Raw genomic sequence first — 16760 nt, 5'->3', positions numbered from 1 at the left:
CACGTGATGATGTCCTAGGAGGCGAGCAGGTCGGCCGCGAATCGCAGATCCGACACCAGGGCGTCGAATGCCTTGCCGCGGTCCTCTGGACGCCCGCGCAGCACCGACGACGGGTGTGCGGTCGCCACGATCTGCGGATCGAACGCGAGATCGTCGGAGTCGGGCAGGTGCACCACTTCGCCGCGATGGGCGGTGAGCCGAAACTCGCGGCCCATCAGCGATTGTGCGGCCGTCGCGCCGAGCAGCACCACCACCTCCGGCTGCACGGCCATCAGCTCGGCGAACAGCCACGGCCGGCAGGCCACCACCTCGGTTCGACTCGGTGTCTTGTGGATGCGCCGCTTGCCCCGCTCGGGGAGCGTGAACTTGAAGTGCTTCACCGCATTCGTGACATACAGCTGCTGTCGCTCGACGCCAGCCGCCGCCAGCGCTTTATCGAGCAGCTTGCCTGCAGGCCCGACGAATGGCTCGCCGGCCCTGTCCTCCTGATCGCCGGGCTGTTCGCCGACCAGCATGAGATCCGCCGTGGCCGACCCGGCGCCGAACACCATCTGGGTTGCGTCCAGGTACAGGTCGCAGCCCTTACAGCTGTGCGCGGCCTCTGCGAGATCCCCTAGGTCGCGGCTGTCCGGAACGAACTCGGCCGCGGTATGCGCTGCCATGGCAAGCGATTACCCGCCCGTCGGTGCCGTAATCCGTGCGGACCGCCGGTATGTAGGCGGGGTCACGTCGGGGCGACATCAGTGATGTTGCTAGCGCGCAAGCGACGAAAGTCCAGGCTGATGCCACTCATGTGTGGTGATTCGCACCCATGTTCGCCGGACGACGGGTTACTGTCTCGGGTGGCGCTGCAACCTACATTGGGAGGGCAACGAATGAGCGGCTACACGACCATCGTGGTCGGCACGGACGGATCGGATTCGTCGCTGCGCGCGGTGGAGAAAGCCGGCCAGATCGCCGCCGGGTCAGGCGCGACAGTGGTCGTGGCGACGGCGTACTTCCCCCAGAGCGAAGACCAGCGCGCGGCCGACGTGCTCAAGGACGAGGGCTACAAGATGTCGGGCAACGCCCCCATCTACGCGATTCTCCGCGAGGCGAAGGAACGTGCGCATCAGGCGGGTGCCAAGAACGTCGAGGAGAAGGCGATCGTCGGCGCACCCGTCGACGCCCTCGTCGATCTCGCCGAAGAGGTCAAGGCCGATCTTCTTGTCGTCGGTAACGTCGGCCTCTCCACGATCGCTGGCCGCCTGCTCGGTTCCGTGCCGGCCAACGTCGCACGTCGATCCAAGACCGACGTGCTGATTGTGCACACCACGCCATAAGGATCAGCACCGCCGCCACCACGATCGGCCAGTCACCGAGCCGATCGTAGGCAGTGGCGCGCGAATCCAGCGGCACATCGACCACCAGTACACCTCGGTCGGACGCGGGCAACCGCCCCAGTTCACGGCCGCGCGCATCGAATGCCGCACTGACACCGGATGTTCCGGCATGCACGGCGGGATGACCGGTCTCGGCGGCGTGGACGGCGGCCATGCTCGCCAATTGCGGTTGTGCCCAGCTGCCTTGATAACTCGACGTCGAACTCTGATACGCCAGGAGCTGCGCGCCAAGGCGCACTACGCGCCGCGGCAGATCCGAAAACGTTGTCTCGAAACTGATCAACGGCCCGACGGCCAGCGTCCCGGCGTGCAGTACCACCGGGCCGTCGCCGCGGCGGCGATCCTCGCCGGCCGCGTCGGTATGACGGGTTGCCCAGCCGAGGAGCTCTCGTAGCGGCACGTATTCGCCGAACGGCACCAGCCGCGTCTTCGCATATGAGCCACGCGGGCCGTCGGACCCGATGAGAACCGACGATTTGTAGATCCCGCCGTCGGGAGCTCGTGCGTCGACGTTCACCAAGACGTCCGCGTCGACCCGGCGGCGCAGTTCGATCAGGCGCGCTGTGGCGTCCGGGTCGCTCGTCAGGTCGACGCCCACACTGCTTTCACCCCAGACCACGAGATCGAGCCGTTCGCCCACCAATCCTTCGGTCAATCGCTCGCTCGCGGCCTGACGTGCCCGTGCGTCGTCGATATCGCCGGGCTGGACGAGCGCAACCCGCACCGTCGGCCCCGGGGCGGGCGCCGGACCCAACCAGAACCACGTCGGGCCGAGGGCGATCAGGGCAACCGGCAGTGCTGCCGCACGCCAGGAGCACAGCAGGATCGCCGCCACAATCGCGGTGTTGACGGCGACCATCAGGAAGCTGACGAGCCATACGCCGCCCACCGAGGCGGGCGCCAGCGTCGCCGGCTGAACCCACTGTGACGCGCCGAGCGGCGCCCACGGCCCGCCGAAGTGATGCCATGACCGCACCGCTTCGGCGAGCACCCAGGCAGAGGGCAGCACGACGACCGCGGCAAGAACCCGTCGCACCGCCGCCTCATCGGAAAGCAGCCGCTGCGCCGCGAAGCCCCACGGAAACCACAGCACGCCGACGACGAGCGCGACCACGACCAGCAGCGGGCCTGCGCTCGGAAACAGCCAATACTGGTTTGTCAAAACGAAACCGGCCATGCCGAACCAGGCACGCGCGCCGCCCTGCAGGGCGGACGGCGCCGCGCGGACAATGAACAGCAGCGGGATCAGCCCGACCCACGCGAGCCACCACCACGACACCGCGGGGAAGGCGAGGGCAGGGATCGCGCCGGCGACCAGCGCCGCCGCGAGCCCGCGAATCAGCTGAGGTGGCCTCAGGTAGCGGACGCCTTGGCGATGCTCGCGATCGCCTGATCCAGGGTTGCGTTGAATTCCTCGTCGCTCTGCTGCGCGGTCAGACCCTCGGTCAGCGCGCGTGAGAAGCTCGCGATGACGCCGGTGTTGCGGGCCAGCTTCTCGCAGGCCTCATCACGGGCGTAGCCGCCGGACAGCGCCACGACACGCAGCACCTTGGGGTGATCGACCAGCTCCTTGTAGAGGTTGTCGGTGTCGGGCAGCGTCAGCTTGAGCATGACCTTCTGGTCGTCACCGAGCGCGTCGACGCCGGCCAACAGGGCGGCCTTGAGCTGCTCCTCTGCCTCGGCCTTCTGCGGGCTCTTGATGTCGACCTCGGGCTCGATGATCGGCACCAGGCCCTTCGCGAGAACCTGCTGTCCCACCTCGAACTGCTGGGCGACCACGGCGTCCAGGCCTGCACCCGGCAGCTTGATGACCGAACGTTCCTTGGTGCCGAAGACCCCGTTGGCGACGGCGCGGTCGAGCAGATCATCGAGGCCGGGCATCGGCTTCATGGTCTGCGCGCCGTCCTGCTCGTCGTTCAGACCCTTGTCGATCTTGAGGAACGGAACGATGTTCTTGACGTCCCACAAATAGGCGGCGGTGGGGGTTCCCTCGATCTGGCGGTCCATGGTCATCTCGAAGAGGATCGCGCCCATGATGCGGTCGCCGTCGAAGGCCGGACTGGTGATGATGCGAGTCCGCATCTCGTGCACCAGGTCGAACATCTGCTCGTCGCCGGAGTAGGCGTCCTCGCTGATGCCGTACAGCTTCAGCGCCTTCGGGGTGCTGCCACCGCTCTGGTCAAGTGCGGCGATGAAACCGGCACCGCTTTGCGCCTTCTTCAACTGATCCTGATTCACCTAAATCTCCTGCAGCTCATCGACGAGTTCTGCGCATCAGACTAGGACAGCGCGTTCACCGCTTGGCGGGGCCCTGACTTGTGCGCCTCACCAACCCCGTTCTCTCCACTCGCCGAGATGCGGGCGTTCGGTGCCGAGCGTGGTGTCGTCGCCGTGGCCGGGATAGACGACCGTCGAATCGTCGTACACGTCGAAGACCTTGCTGGTCACGTCGCCGAGCAGCTTCTCGAAGTCGCCTTCCTGCCAGGTCTTGCCGACGCCGCCGGGGAACAGGCAGTCGCCGGTGAAGAGGTGCGTCTTGTCGTCGGCGTCGACGAGGGCCAGCGCCACCGATCCCGGGGTGTGACCCTGCAGGTGGATGACGTCGAAGGTCAGGTCACCGACCTTCACGGTGTCACCCTGGGCGAGGATCCGATCGGGTGTGACCGGCAGAGCCTCGGCGTCGAGCTGGTGGGCCGCGGTCGGCGCGCCGGTGCTCTTGGCCACCTGCTCGAGCGCCTGCACGTGGTCGAAATGCTGGTGGCTGGTGACGATCAGGGTCAGCTTCGGTGCGAACCGCTCGATGAGTTCGAGCAGGATTTCAGGGTCGTTGGCCGCATCGATGAGTAGCGTCTCGCCGGTCTGGGAACACGTCACCAGGTATGCGTTGTTATCCATCGGGCCCACCGAAACCTTCACGATCGATGCACCCGGGAGGGTGCGTCGAGCTGCGGTCTTTGGGTCGACGTGGCCGGTGTAGTTGTCGTTGACGACAGTCATGTCTTCACGGTATCTGTCTCGGCCCAGCCTCGACCAAAGACTTGTCGGTGGCGGGACCTAGCATGGGTTTCAACTATGTCTTCGGAGGACTTCGTCGTTGAAAGAGAGCGCGTGTGGCTGATCGCCTGATTGTCAAAGGTGCGCGCGAACACAATCTGCAGAGCGTCGATCTTGAGCTGCCCCGCGACGCGCTGATCGTCTTCACGGGCCTGTCCGGTTCGGGTAAGTCGTCGCTGGCGTTCGACACGATCTTCGCGGAGGGCCAACGTCGCTACGTCGAGTCGCTGTCCGCCTACGCGCGCCAGTTCCTCGGCCAGATGGACAAACCCGACGTCGACTTCATCGAAGGTCTCTCGCCGGCTGTGTCCATCGACCAGAAGTCGACCAATCGCAACCCGCGGTCGACCGTGGGCACGATCACCGAGGTGTACGACTACCTGCGTCTGCTCTACGCACGGGCCGGCACCCCGCACTGCCCGGTGTGCGGTGAGCGCATCGCTCGCCAGACGCCGCAGCAGATCGTCGACCAGGTCCTCGCCATGGACGAGGGCCTGCGCTTCCAGGTGCTCGCACCGGTGGTGCGCACCCGCAAAGGCGAGTTCGTCGACCTGTTCGACAAGCTGAACACCCAGGGGTACAGCCGCGTCCGGGTCGACGGTGTGGTGTATCCGCTGACCGAGCCGCCGACGCTGAAGAAGCAGGAAAAGCACGACATCGAGGTCGTCGTCGACCGGTTGACGGTCAAGGCGACCGCCAAACAGCGCCTGACGGATTCGGTGGAGACGGCCTTGAATCTGGCCGACGGCATCGTCGTGCTGGAGTTCGTCGACCGGGAAGACGACCACCCGCACCGTGAGCAGAGGTTCTCCGAGAAACTGGCATGCCCGAACGGGCACCCGCTCGCCGTCGACGACCTCGAGCCGCGATCCTTCTCCTTCAACTCGCCATACGGCGCGTGCCCGGAATGCGTGGGGCTGGGCATCCGCAAGGAGGTCGACCCCGAACTCGTCGTTCCGGATCCCGACCTGACGCTTGCCGAAGGGGCGATCGCGCCATGGTCCATGGGGCAGACGGCCGATTACTTCACCCGGATGCTCAAGGGGCTCGGTGACCAGATCGGGTTCGACGTCGACACCCCGTGGAAGAAGCTGCCCGCCAAGGCGCGCAAGTCGATCCTCGAAGGCTGCGACGAGCAGGTGCACGTGCGGTACAAGAACCGCTACGGCCGAACCCGTTCGTACTACGCCGATTTCGAGGGCGTGATGGCGTTCCTGCACCGTCGCATGGAGCAGACCGACTCCGAGCAGATGAAGGAGCGCTACGAGGGCTTCATGCGTGACGTGCCGTGCCCGGAGTGTGAGGGCACCCGACTGAAGCCGGAGATCCTCGCGGTGACGATGACGGCGGGGGAGTACGGGCCGAAATCGATCGCCGAGGTCGCCGAACTGTCGATCGCCGATTGCTCGGCGTTCCTCAACGCGTTGACACTCGGCTCGCGTGAGCAGGCCATCGCGGGCCAGGTGCTCAAGGAGATCCAGTCGCGGCTCGGGTTCCTGCTCGACGTGGGGCTCGACTATCTGTCGTTGTCGCGGGCGGCGGGCACGCTGTCCGGCGGTGAGGCGCAACGGATTCGGTTGGCCACGCAGATCGGCTCCGGGCTGGTCGGGGTGTTGTACGTCCTCGATGAGCCGTCGATCGGGCTGCATCAGCGTGACAACCGGCGGCTCATCGAAACGCTGATCCGGTTGCGGGACCTGGGCAACACGCTGATCGTCGTCGAGCACGACCTCGACACCATCGCCCACGCCGACTGGGTCGTCGACATCGGGCCTGCTGCGGGTGAACACGGCGGTCAGATCGTGCACAGCGGCACGTACGAAGATCTGCTGACGAACTCCAATTCGATTACCGGCGCTTATCTTTCGGGCAAGGAAGAGATCGAGGTCCCCGCCATGCGGCGGCCCACCGACCGCAAGCGGCAGTTGACCGTCGTCGGTGCGCGCGAGCACAATCTGCGCGAGATCGACGTGTCGTTCCCCCTGGGTGTGCTGACGTCGGTCACCGGCGTCTCCGGTTCGGGCAAGTCGACGTTGGTCAATGACATCCTGGCGTCGGTGCTGGCCAACAAGCTCAACGGCGCCAGGCAGGTGCCGGGGCGGCACACCCGCGTGACGGGGCTGGACAAGCTCGACAAGCTCGTCCGCGTCGACCAGTCACCGATCGGCCGGACACCGCGGTCCAACCCGGCCACCTACACCGGTGTGTTCGACAAGATCCGTACGCTGTTCGCGGCCACCACCGAGGCGAAGGTTCGCGGCTACCAGCCGGGCCGGTTCTCGTTCAACGTCAAAGGTGGCCGCTGCGAAGCATGTTCGGGTGACGGCACCATCAAGATCGAGATGAACTTCCTGCCGGACGTGTACGTGCCGTGCGAGGTGTGCCAGGGCGCCCGCTACAACCGCGAGACCCTCGAGGTGCACTACAAGGGCAAGACCATCGCCGAGGTGCTCGACATGTCGATCGAGGAGGCGGCGGAGTTCTTCAAGCCCATCACGTCGATCCATCGATTCCTGGCGACGCTGGTCGACGTGGGACTCGGCTACGTTCGGTTGGGGCAGCCCGCGCCGACGCTCTCCGGTGGTGAGGCGCAGCGCGTCAAGCTGGCGTCCGAACTGCAGAAACGGTCCACCGGCCGCACCATCTACATCCTCGACGAACCGACCACGGGTCTGCACTTCGAGGACATTCGCAAGCTGCTCGCCGTCATCAACGGCCTTGTCGACAAGGGCAATACGGTCATCGTCATCGAGCACAACCTCGATGTGATCAAGACGTCGGACTGGATCGTCGACATGGGACCCGAGGGCGGAGCGGGCGGCGGATCGGTGGTCGCGTCGGGCACGCCGGAGGACGTCGCGGAGAACCCCGACAGCTACACAGGCCACTTCCTGGCCGAGGCGTTGGGTGTGGCGCGGCCGGCCCCGAAGAAGCGCAAGCGCAGCAAGGTCAGCGCCTAGCTCTGCCGGGCCTTCGACAGCGGTGAGGGAAAGCGCGGGTTGATCCGTACGCCGGCCAGCCAGTCGGTCAGCTCGTCGGCCCGCCGCTGAAGCGCCTGCCGCGCTTTCCGGCCGACATCCTCGAGGAGTCGCACCTCGACCCGCCCTTCGGCATCCTGACCCCACGCGCCGACGATGCGACCGTCACACCATGCCGTCGGACCGCCGTTTCCGTTCGTGTCGAACACCTGCGCGCGGTGCCCGCCGAGATACCAGTCCCGGTCGAACCACCCCATCGTCGTGACGTCGAGCCCGGGCAGCAGCGCACACCACGGTCCGGCGTCCGGTTCGACGTCCAGATCGTCGGGGAGGACGAACCCGGGCGTGCCTTCGAGATCCACCTCGACCGCCTCGAGGTCGACAAGGGCCTGACGCGCCCACGTCAGCGTGTTGCCGAACCACCATTTGATGTCGGTGACGGTCGCCGGGCCGAACGCGCGCAGCCACCGTCGTACCAGTTCGGTGCGCGCGACGTCCGGTGACACCGCGTTCGGCAGCGACGTCAGCCAGCCGGACATCGGCGCCCAACGCGGTCGCGACACCGTCCACGATCCGTCGTTCGGTCCGCGGACGATGTCACCCCGCACCGACAGCAGCGTCAGAATCCTTGGTGCCAGCGGTGTTTCGCCGCCCCACCGCTTGCCGGGTGCGGGATCGTGGTGGCCCGCCAACTCCGGTAGCGCGACACGTAGGTCCTTGGCACTGGTCGGACCGTGCTTGTCGAGGTGTTTCGATACTGCCCTCGACGCGCTGGCCAGCCACGCATCGCCGTCGCCGCAGACGCCGGCCTGTTGCGCGTCGGCGACGAGCTTGCGGCGTTCGTTGTCGGCCACCCGGTCACTGGCGCCCGTTTGGATGTGGGGCAGGTCGTCGGCGCGCACCACCCAAAGCGTTCGCCGCATCGCCAGGTGCTTCACCAGCGTCCGTCGGTCGTAGAGCTCGGAATCCAGGTCGGCGATGGTGAAGCCGGGCACCCGCGCCCACAGGGAGAGATAGGGAGTGGCGGGATCGGTCGCGTGCAGGCCGACGACATCGCCCGCGACCTGAGTCGGGGACTGTGCGTGCGCGTTGAGAAAGTGCCTGCGCGCGAGCCGGGCCCGCCGCTCTTCGACCGTGAATGACCGCATCGCCTGCGAACGCTACCTGCGGCGACCGACAAAACTTTGGGATCGGTAGCCGAGTCCGCCGCCTTGACTGAGCGCACGACGACGCCACCGGGGCGGCGTATGACGAAGGAGAGATCGATGAATCGAGTTGTCGCGGGTGTGGTTGCACTGGGTCTGGGCGCGGCCGTCCTGGTCGGCTGTTCGGACGACAAGCCGTCGGCCGCACCAAGCAGCGAGGCATCCGGAAACACGCAGGTGAGCACGAGCGGCTCGACCGAGGTCAAGGTCGGCGGCAGTGACCTGTCCGGTCTGGACCTGAACTCGGTGACCTGCGTCAAGCAGGGCGGAAAGATCAACGTCGCCAGCGCGGCGATCAACGGCCAGTCCGGCCTCGCCGTCGTGATGACCGACGAGGCCACCCCGACCGTGGAGTCGCTGGCCATGTCGGTGGACGGCAACGCGCTCGGCGTCACCAACACGATGGGCGCGAAGACCGGCTCGGCCGAGGTGAAGGTCGACGGCAGCACCTACACGATCACCGGTGAAGCCACCGGCGCCGACATGGCGAATCCGATGGCCGGCATGGTCACCAAGCCCTTCACCATCAAGGTGAACTGCACCTGATCGGGCGCCTACCGGAAGCGGCGGACGTACCGTCGGCGTCCGCCGCTTCCTATGATTCAGAAATGACGATCGTGGCCGACCTCGAGCGGGCACGCCAGTTGTCGTTGGCCGCCAAAGAGGAGGCGGCCAAAGACCTGCTGCTGTCACTGGTCCCCGCGATCGAGGCGGCCGACCGCGACGATTGGCTGCTCGAGGTCTACGCACAGCTGGGCGAGCTCTATCTCGTTCGCACCGCGTACGAGGGGACGGACGAGTCTGTGCGCCGCATCCGCGAATGCCTCGCGACCTACCAGGAGGTCCGGGCGGGCAACCGGCCGGATCTGGCTGCACAGGTGACGATGTCGAACGCCGACGTCGACCACATGATCTGCCGGTACTCGCGCCGCGCCCAGTTCCTCCAGACGGGTCTGGCGGCCGCGCACGGTGACCACGAAGCCGCCGAGGCGGCGTTGCTGGTGTTGACCGAGGACACGACCGACTACCCGGATCTCGCCGACGAACACCGCCGCTACATCACGTTCGCACAGATCCTGTGCGCCAACGCGCTCTGCGATGACGATCTGCATGTGGAGTCGGTTCACCTGTGGGAGAAGGTGATCGACGCGATCGACGGTGCTGACGGCAGCGATGAGTTCGACGATTACCTCTTCGTCAACGGTGCGACCTCATACGGCAGGTTCTGCATCGAGACAGGTCGGCTGCCGCAGGCCGAGCCATGGCTACGACGGGCAGGTGCCCGCGCGGAAGCGCGCAATTGGGCATTAGGTACGGCGAGGACGCAATTCGAACGTGCGACGGCGGCCTGGGCTTTGGGCGACCGCGCCAAGGCGCAGGACTTGGCGCACGCGTCGTATCCGGCGATCGCCGAAGGCTTGCGGGCCCACGATGTCTCGCGGTGCTGGCTTTACTTCGGCCTGATCGCGCTGTCCATCCATGAGCTCGACGACGCCGACGAGCGGTTCGGCTACGCCGAGCGACACTGGCGCGAAATCGAGAAGCCACTGCACATCCACCGCATTCTGTTGCAGCGCAGCTGGGTTGACATCTTCCGGGGCGACTTCGATGCGGCCCGGGTGCGGACCGAAGAGGCGCGCGAACTCCTGGATTCATGGCCGCGGCACAGCTGGCTGCAGTACGCCCGCCTGCATGACCACATCGGCAGCATCTGGCGCGCGGACGCATTGGCCGACCCGGAGAACGCGGCGGCCAAGCTGGAGAAGGCGGCCGAGCTGAAGGTGCCCGCTGCCCTCGCGGTCGACTCGGTACGCCACCTGATCACCGATGCCGACGCGCGGATGCGCTGGGCCACCCACGTGTCGGCCCGCATGCTTGCCGGGGCGTTCGCCGTCGCCTGGGAGTGGGGCAATACCGACCTCGTCAGCCAGTTGGTCGAATATCACAGTGCGCGAGGGACATTCAGTGCCGAGCCGGACGGGGAGACCGTTGAGTTGACGGGCACCGCCACCGCCATGGTGCCGCTGGAGACCATCGACGAGTACGCGTTGGTTGCGGCGGGCGAGTCGCTGTCTGTTGCGGGTGCGGGGCTGACGCGGCTGGGTCCACTGCCTGCGCTGCAGATGGACCCGACCTCAGGTCAGATATTGACGCGGTATCGCAGCCTGGCGCGCGAAAGGTACGGCCGCGACGTGACCGCCGCCGGCGCGACATGGGCGACGTGGCCGTGACCCCAGGGGAATCCCAGGCCGAAACCGCCACGCTGGTCCTGCGATTCGCCGACGTCGGAATCGCCACATATGTCAGCCTTCGCGTCGTGGGGGAGCCATCGAGGACCGTGACGTGGGTGATCGAGGAGGCCGCGTTACAGGCCGCGCTTGACGAATTGACCGCCGCGTTGCCGGATCCGATCGACACCGAGACCCGGCGCGACGCCCTCGAACGCGCAATCACCGAGGGTGCGTTCGCTTCGCCCGCAACCGAATTGGCGATCGCCCGCACACTCGGCGCCCAGCTGTTCGCGCATGAGGCCTGGCAATTGCTGCTCGACTTCGTCTCCTCGCCCCGGGCCGCGTTGTTCGTGTCACCCAGCGCGCGGCTGGCCCGAGTCCCGTGGGGTCTTGTCGCGATGCCCGGTGATGACGGTCACCGGGTCATCGAGCTGGTCGACGTCCTGATGGCGGCGCCGCCGAACATCGTGCACTCATCGCGCGAACCCGCCGGCTGGGGCGGTAGGCAGGGCAGACCGCCGCTGCTGGTGCTCGATCCCCGGGTGCCCGGTCAGCGGCCGGACTCACCGTTGGGGTCCGTACTCGGGCGTCCATCACCAGATACGCTGTTGGCCAAGCATTTCGGTGAGCTGATGCAAGGCCGGAAGGTCCTCCCCGAGGTGGCGTCATCGGTCGACCTGTTCCGGCGCGCCGATGCGGGCCGTGCCTGGCTCGAGGATCTGCTGGCGCGCGAGCCCAGTCGCCTCCTGTATGTCGGTCATGCGACCGCGGCCGATGGTGACGTCGGACATGCCGACCGGGCCGCGCTTCACCTGGCCGACGAACGACCGCTCACCGCATCGGATCTCATGGCGCTGAGGCTTCCTGTTCCGCCACGCGTCGGCCTGCTGGCCTGTGCGTCCGGCGGTGACTATCGGTTCGACGAGGCGACTGGGCTGGTCGCGGCGATGATCCTCGGCGGCGCGGAGCTGGTGACGGCCACCCTGTGGTCGCTGCCGACGGCCGCGGGATACCGGCTTTTCGCACCGACGAATGACGCCGACCCGATGTCTGACGCGATCCTCGCCGTCGACCGCGCGCACGAGGCTCAGGATGCCGGGCGTGCGGTCAACGGCTGGCAACGGGAACGGATGCGCCGCTGGACCGACGGTGACGTGACCGCGAGCCCGCTGTACTGGGCCGCGTTGGCGACTTTCGCGGTCGACGGTGCCCGGTGATCAGGCCGGCGACACACAGACGGCGACCGCGGACTCGTCGTCGGAGCGGTAGTACGTGTCGACGAAGCTGCCAGGCGAGACCTTCGTGATGGCCGATTCGGGAATGAGTGCCTTCTCGTGAGCAGCGAACTGCCCGCCGCCGGGCCGATGCACCATCACGTCGAGCTCGACTTCGCGGAAATCCTCTCGGGCGCGGCCGGTGGTTCGCATGCCGGTGACCACCGCGCGGGACTTGGTGCCGTGCCGGATCAGATCGATCTGACCATTGGTGACCAGGCCCTTCGCGACCAGCATGCGGTCGAACTCGGCTCGAATGGCCACCATGTCGTCGGCGGTGGCAAGGCGCTCGCCGGCTTCGCCGCTCTCAGGCGCGACGACCTCGTCGCGGTCGGGAATCAGGTAGGCCAAGGCCGTGGCGACGAGCAGGAACATGACTAATGCGATCGAATACGCGCCGGACATGCCACCAGGCTCTGACACCCCATCGGCTACCGAACCCAACTTTGCCGCGTACCCGACTCTTATCCTGTTGCTATGAGCACTGCTGAGACGGCCATCGCCGTCGCCCATCCGCGGCGCGCGGTGATCGACCGCGCGTGGCGCGCGATCGGGCCCGGCGTGGAGGTGCTCAGCGGTGACGACGGTGGCCCGTTGCGGCGCACGGTGAAGCGGATCATCGACCCGTTGGTGCTGCGGTTGCGCTCCAACACCCAGTTCTCGGCGCCGTTCGTGGCCGCCGACGTCGCCGAGGCCATGCACGACGCGATCGTCGGCCAGGCCGCCCAGATGCGTGCGGCGGCAGCATGGTTCGAGCTGCTCAAGCGTGAGCGCCGTCGGCTGCGGATCACCAGTGGGAACGCCCAAGAGTTGTATTTCCCCGTGTGCTTCGAGCTTGCGGTGACGAAAGGTGCTCCCGCCCAAGCTGATTCCGGTGAGGCCGAATCGGTGCTGCGTCAGATCCATGACGACCGCGACCGCACCGCGATCGAAGTGCTGAACACCTATTCGTCGGACCATCTCGTCATCTCGGAACTGTCGGAACAGCTGCGCTCAAGCTGGAAAGACGTTCGGCCCGGGAACCAGATCACCGGGCCCTTCCTGTCCGGGTTGACCACGGTGCTGGGCCCGGCCGATTCGCACGGCGCCTCGGCGGCGCGGCAGCGGGTGTGGCAGGCGCTGATCGCCGATGTCACGCCGTACAACCTCGGTGCCGCCGCGCATGAACGCGGGTCACAGCTGCCGTGGTCGATCGTCGCGCTCGGCCTGAGCTCTGCGGAACCGCAGGGTCCGCCGGAGGTCATCGGTGGGTCCGACGGCGAGCGGCCGCTCAATCGGTCGGTGATCGACCGGGTACGCGCGACCCTTCGCCGTGCGATGGATCGCGAAGAATTGCCAGACGTTCCGATGCTGTGCGAGGAAGAGGTCGACCGGTGCTGCGCGCCATGGGGGCTGATGGCCGAGGACAAGCAGGCGACGCTGGTCGCCGGCATCGAGGTCGCCGTCGACCTGGCGCCGCTGTCGGAAACCGCGGCGACCCGGTATGACCTCGCCCGTCAGATCCAGGCACGGCTGCGCAAGGAGGCGTACGTGCTGCACGCGCGTCGCTATCTCGCCGACAGCGGGCCGATCCACCCTCGCCAGCAACAGGTGATCGACGACCTCGCGGCGTTCGCCCGACCGTATCTGAGCCGGCTGTGGGCGCGCCTGCACGGCCGCGACGTCTGGCAGGAACCCTGTTCCGATGTCGACGACGTCCGCGCACTGTTGGAAGGCGTCGCGCGGTCGGTGAGTCTCGACCACCGGCAGCGCATCAAGACGATGCTGGAATTGCAGGTGGCCGGATGAAGTTGATGTCCGATTCCGGGCTGTGGAGTACGGGACCCTCCGCGGCACCTTCTCCGGTGCACGCCGTACTCGAGGTCAGTGGCGCGGTGCTGTCGTGGACCGTCGACGATCCGTCCGCTGATCCGCAGATCACGTTCACCGATCCCGCCAGGGCGGACTGGTTGTGGCGCGTGGTGGGCGAGGACGGGCATCGCGCCGTCGCGTCCACAGTCGATCACGCTCCACCCGACGATGCGCGGGCGGTGGACCTGGCGGGGGTGAATGTGTTGCCGGGCTCGCTGGACCTGTTGCGGCGGTTGGCGTTCGGCCATTGGTTGCGACGGTGGTGGCCGGCGAGCCAGCGTGATGGGATCGCGGCGCTCGATGCGGCGTTGCTGGATGCGGAGATCGCGATACTCACGGTCGCCGCGGAGGACTTCTTCTCCGACGACACCTTCGACTCGGATGTTGCCGAGGTGTTGCGGCCGCACGTCGCCGCGCTCAACGCCCATGTCCAAGAAGGTGATCCGCGCGTCGTCGAGCTGGTGGAGAAGTGCACCGACCTCGCCGACGAGGTGGGCATCGTCTTCGACACGTCTGTGCGATCCGGTCGCAGGGACGATTACGCACTGGCTGCGGGCGGGGATGGTGGACGGACAACGACGGCGACTGTTGCAACGGGTGCCGGCTCAGTGCACTGGTCAGCTGTTCCCGCCGGTGTGTTCGACGCGGCCGAGAACACCGTTAGTTGGAGCGTCGAGTCTGCCGACGACGCTGTAACGGCAACTGTCCGCGTGGAGTTGTCGGGACTGGGCTCGCCCAACGGCGTGCCGGTCCGACTGCGCTCCGGTGCTTTCGGAGGTGACGGAGCGCTCGGGGCCGACGGGCGTGCGTCGTTCCCCGTCGTGGGCCCCGATCAGCAGTCGATAGCGGAATCGTCGGCGTGGGACCATGATTGGCGCGTTACCACGCTGACGGTCGGCGCCGGCGGCGGGGAGTCGGCGCAGACGCGCGAGCGGATTCGGGACTTCGCGCGGTCGCGGTTGGCCTCACCGGCCGACGACGCCTACCTCGCCGAGGTCCTGGCCGCCGAATCCGACTACTGAGACTCGGGTTTGCGCATGGATTCACGGATCTGCGCGAGCCGTTCGGCCGCAGCACGCTGGCGCGCTTCGTACTGCTCCTCGACAGTGCGGCCCTCCGGAGTTTCGGCATCGAGTTCCGCGGCGCCGATCGCCGTGCCGTAGCGGGTCTCGATCTTCTCGCGCACCGAATCGAACGTCGGGACACCGCCCGCGGTATAGCCCGTGTCCTCGGGTTCGGCGGGGGCCGGCGGGGTGCTCGTCGCGGGGGTGGCCGCGGGCGCCGGATCGGGCTCGACAGTGGGCTCGATGACGGGATCGACGATCACTTCCGGCTCTCGGGCTGGTTCGTCCGGCATGCGGTCCACGCTACCCGCTACCTCGCGGCCACCTGAACGATCGGCGGAGGTGGGGGTGGTGCGGGCAACGGCACATGGGGAGCGGCGGGGGTGAGGAGTTGACCGGCCATCCAGGGCAGTGCGGTCGCGAAGGCCTGTGATGCGAAGGGCCAGTCGTGCTTACCGGGTTGCACGACGACCGCGCAGCTGATCCCGTTGGCGTCGCCTAGTGAGCACAGCGAGTTCGCGGCCGAACTCTGCGCAGGGGCCGCTTCGCTGTTGACGGCGAACCAGCCGGCCACACCGTCGTAGCGGCCGTGTCGCGTGATGACGGTGGTGGGATCGAAGGACGCATAGGCCGCGGCGTTGCCGCCGAACAGCCGTGAGATGGTCTCGTCTTTCGTCCCCGAGTTGGGCGCGATGTCGCCGGCGATGTCCTCGAATGCGCCGAACATGTCGGGATGCATGACAGCCAGGTCGACGGCGCACGTGCCGCCCATCGACCAGCCCACCACGCCCCAGTTGTCCCGGTGGGCGCTCACGCCGAACTTCGAAACCATAAACGGGACAACGTCTTTGGTGAGGTGGTCGGCGACATTGCCACGGCTGCCGTTGACGCACTCGGTGTCGTTGTTGAATGTGCCGCCGGCGTCGACGAATACGAGCACCGGCGCATTCCCGCCGTGGGCCGCTGCAAAGTTGTCCGCGACGGTCACCGCGTTCCCGATTCGTACCCAGTCGGCGGGGGTGTTGAACTCGCCGCCGATCATCATGATCGTCGGCATGGGTGGCGGAGGGTCGGTGGCGTACCAGGCCGGAGGCAGATAGACGAGTTCGTCGCGATGTTTGAACCCTGACGCCCCGTCTCCGATCTGCACCGCTACCACGGTGCCTTTCGCGGGAATCTGGTGGCGGTGCTGCAACGCCAGGACGGTCACCTGATCTGTCTGGTCAGGCAGCGGACCCGCGGTGAGCTGATTCCACGCTGTTTGGACGGTGGGGAAGTACCCGGTCCACAGGTTGAGTGAGAACGCGGCACACAGCAGGCACAGCGGCACCGCGGAGGCCGCCACCGCACGCCGCCACCACTGCGCTCCGCGCCAGCCGGCCACCAGGACGCCCGCCGCGGTTCCCGTCAGCCCGATCCACACCCAGAGCCCGGCGGGTGCGGGATTGCCCGCGAGGCCTTCTGATTCGACATACCAGTAGGCGGCCGCGGTCAGGGCCACCCCGCACAGCACCGCCCACGGCACCCATACGTATCGCCAACGTCGGATACCCCAGTAGATGGCCGCCACCAGCGCGATGCCGGCCAGGACCTGGACCGTGATCGGAATCCAGCCGTGCAGCAGCGACGAATGGTGGCGCAGCAGGTCGCGGAGCGTCACGGCCACAAGAGTGACTGCCAATCCTTGTGCTCCGCTGTGAGCAAGCTGCGGGCATGCACCT

General features: G+C 67.1%; 14 protein-coding genes and 1 pseudogene. 7 read left to right on the top strand and 8 right to left on the bottom strand.

Translation table 11 applies throughout. The annotated features are described in order from the left end of the window. Positions 1-14: 14 nt before the first annotated feature. A complete protein-coding gene (locus tag M1248_RS26280; RefSeq protein WP_163729001.1) occupies positions 15-662 on the bottom strand; it encodes a UdgX family uracil-DNA binding protein in 648 nt (215 codons plus the stop codon). 213 nt (positions 663-875) lie between these two features. Between M1248_RS26280 and M1248_RS26275 the strand changes: the two genes are divergently transcribed. After that, the gene (locus tag M1248_RS26275; RefSeq protein WP_107529106.1) at positions 876-1322 is read left to right on the top strand and encodes a universal stress protein; all 447 of its coding nucleotides are present in this window, start codon (positions 876-878) and stop codon (positions 1320-1322) included. On the opposite strand, the pseudogene lnt reads toward M1248_RS26275, so the two are convergent. The 3 genes and pseudogenes from lnt to M1248_RS26260 form a co-directional block, all read right to left on the bottom strand. Further along, positions 1288-2700, bottom strand: a pseudogene (gene lnt, locus M1248_RS26270) (apolipoprotein N-acyltransferase); the annotation flags it as partial. The gene M1248_RS26275 and the pseudogene lnt sit on opposite strands and share 35 nt — an antisense overlap. A 35-nt stretch (positions 2701-2735) precedes the next feature. Beyond that, positions 2736-3620 carry a fructose bisphosphate aldolase gene (locus tag M1248_RS26265; protein WP_317150181.1) on the bottom strand — a complete coding sequence of 295 codons (885 nt, stop codon included), beginning with the start codon at positions 3618-3620 and terminating at the stop codon, positions 2736-2738. A gap of 87 nt (positions 3621-3707) precedes the next feature. Continuing rightward, positions 3708-4379: an MBL fold metallo-hydrolase gene (locus M1248_RS26260; RefSeq protein WP_163728989.1), complete on the bottom strand. Its 672-nt coding sequence runs from the start codon at positions 4377-4379 to the stop codon at positions 3708-3710. Positions 4380-4492: 113 nt separating this feature from the next. Between M1248_RS26260 and uvrA the strand changes: the two genes are divergently transcribed. Beyond that, on the top strand, positions 4493-7396 hold the full coding sequence (uvrA, locus tag M1248_RS26255; protein ID WP_163728986.1) for an excinuclease ABC subunit UvrA: 2904 nt from the start codon (positions 4493-4495) through the stop codon (positions 7394-7396). On the opposite strand, the gene M1248_RS26250 is transcribed toward uvrA, so the two are convergent. Next, positions 7393-8562, bottom strand: a complete 1170-nt coding sequence (locus M1248_RS26250; RefSeq protein WP_317150180.1) for a winged helix DNA-binding domain-containing protein — start codon at positions 8560-8562, stop codon at positions 7393-7395. The genes uvrA and M1248_RS26250 overlap by 4 nt on opposite strands. A 117-nt stretch (positions 8563-8679) precedes the next feature. Here M1248_RS26250 and M1248_RS26245 point away from each other — a divergent pair, with 117 nt between their 5' ends. The 3 genes from M1248_RS26245 to M1248_RS26235 all read left to right on the top strand — a co-directional run bounded on the left by M1248_RS26245 (position 8680) and on the right by M1248_RS26235 (position 12067). Further along, positions 8680-9165 carry a lipoprotein LpqH gene (locus tag M1248_RS26245; protein ID WP_163728979.1) on the top strand — a complete coding sequence of 162 codons (486 nt, stop codon included), beginning with the start codon at positions 8680-8682 and terminating at the stop codon, positions 9163-9165. A 62-nt stretch (positions 9166-9227) separates the two neighbouring features. Then, on the top strand, positions 9228-10850 hold the full coding sequence (locus M1248_RS26240) for a hypothetical protein (protein WP_317150179.1): 1623 nt from the start codon (positions 9228-9230) through the stop codon (positions 10848-10850). After that, complete coding sequence (locus M1248_RS26235; protein ID WP_317150178.1) at positions 10832-12067, top strand: CHAT domain-containing protein; 1236 nt, start codon at positions 10832-10834, stop codon at positions 12065-12067. Before M1248_RS26240 ends, M1248_RS26235 begins: the two co-directional genes overlap by 19 nt. Here M1248_RS26235 and M1248_RS26230 read toward each other — a convergent pair whose 3' ends face one another. Further along, on the bottom strand, positions 12068-12529 hold the full coding sequence (locus M1248_RS26230; RefSeq protein WP_163728970.1) for a hypothetical protein: 462 nt from the start codon (positions 12527-12529) through the stop codon (positions 12068-12070). It lies immediately after the preceding gene. Between the two features lie 72 nt (positions 12530-12601). Between M1248_RS26230 and M1248_RS26225 the strand changes: the two genes are divergently transcribed. Both M1248_RS26225 and M1248_RS26220 read left to right on the top strand, forming a co-directional pair. After that, entirely contained in the window at positions 12602-13912 is a 1311-nt protein-coding gene (locus M1248_RS26225) for a hypothetical protein (RefSeq protein WP_317150177.1), read from the top strand. Further along, a complete protein-coding gene (locus tag M1248_RS26220; RefSeq protein WP_174262046.1) occupies positions 13909-14997 on the top strand; it encodes a hypothetical protein in 1089 nt (362 codons plus the stop codon). Before M1248_RS26225 ends, M1248_RS26220 begins: the two co-directional genes overlap by 4 nt. On the opposite strand, the gene M1248_RS26215 is transcribed toward M1248_RS26220, so the two are convergent. Both M1248_RS26215 and M1248_RS26210 read right to left on the bottom strand, forming a co-directional pair. Further along, positions 14991-15332: a hypothetical protein gene (locus tag M1248_RS26215; RefSeq protein ID WP_163728963.1), complete on the bottom strand. Its 342-nt coding sequence runs from the start codon at positions 15330-15332 to the stop codon at positions 14991-14993. The two genes, M1248_RS26220 and M1248_RS26215, sit on opposite strands and share 7 nt — an antisense overlap. Before the next feature lie 17 nt (positions 15333-15349). Then, a complete protein-coding gene (locus M1248_RS26210) occupies positions 15350-16699 on the bottom strand; it encodes an alpha/beta hydrolase (protein WP_232076113.1) in 1350 nt (449 codons plus the stop codon). Between the last annotated feature and the right edge of the window lie 61 nt (positions 16700-16760).

This window comes from Mycobacterium sp. 29Ha (assembly GCF_032883055.1).
In the GTDB taxonomy this organism is placed as follows: domain Bacteria; phylum Actinomycetota; class Actinomycetes; order Mycobacteriales; family Mycobacteriaceae; genus Mycobacterium; species Mycobacterium gallinarum.
Note: the sequence above shows the minus strand (reverse complement) of the source record. Positions and strands in the feature narration are given on the sequence as shown.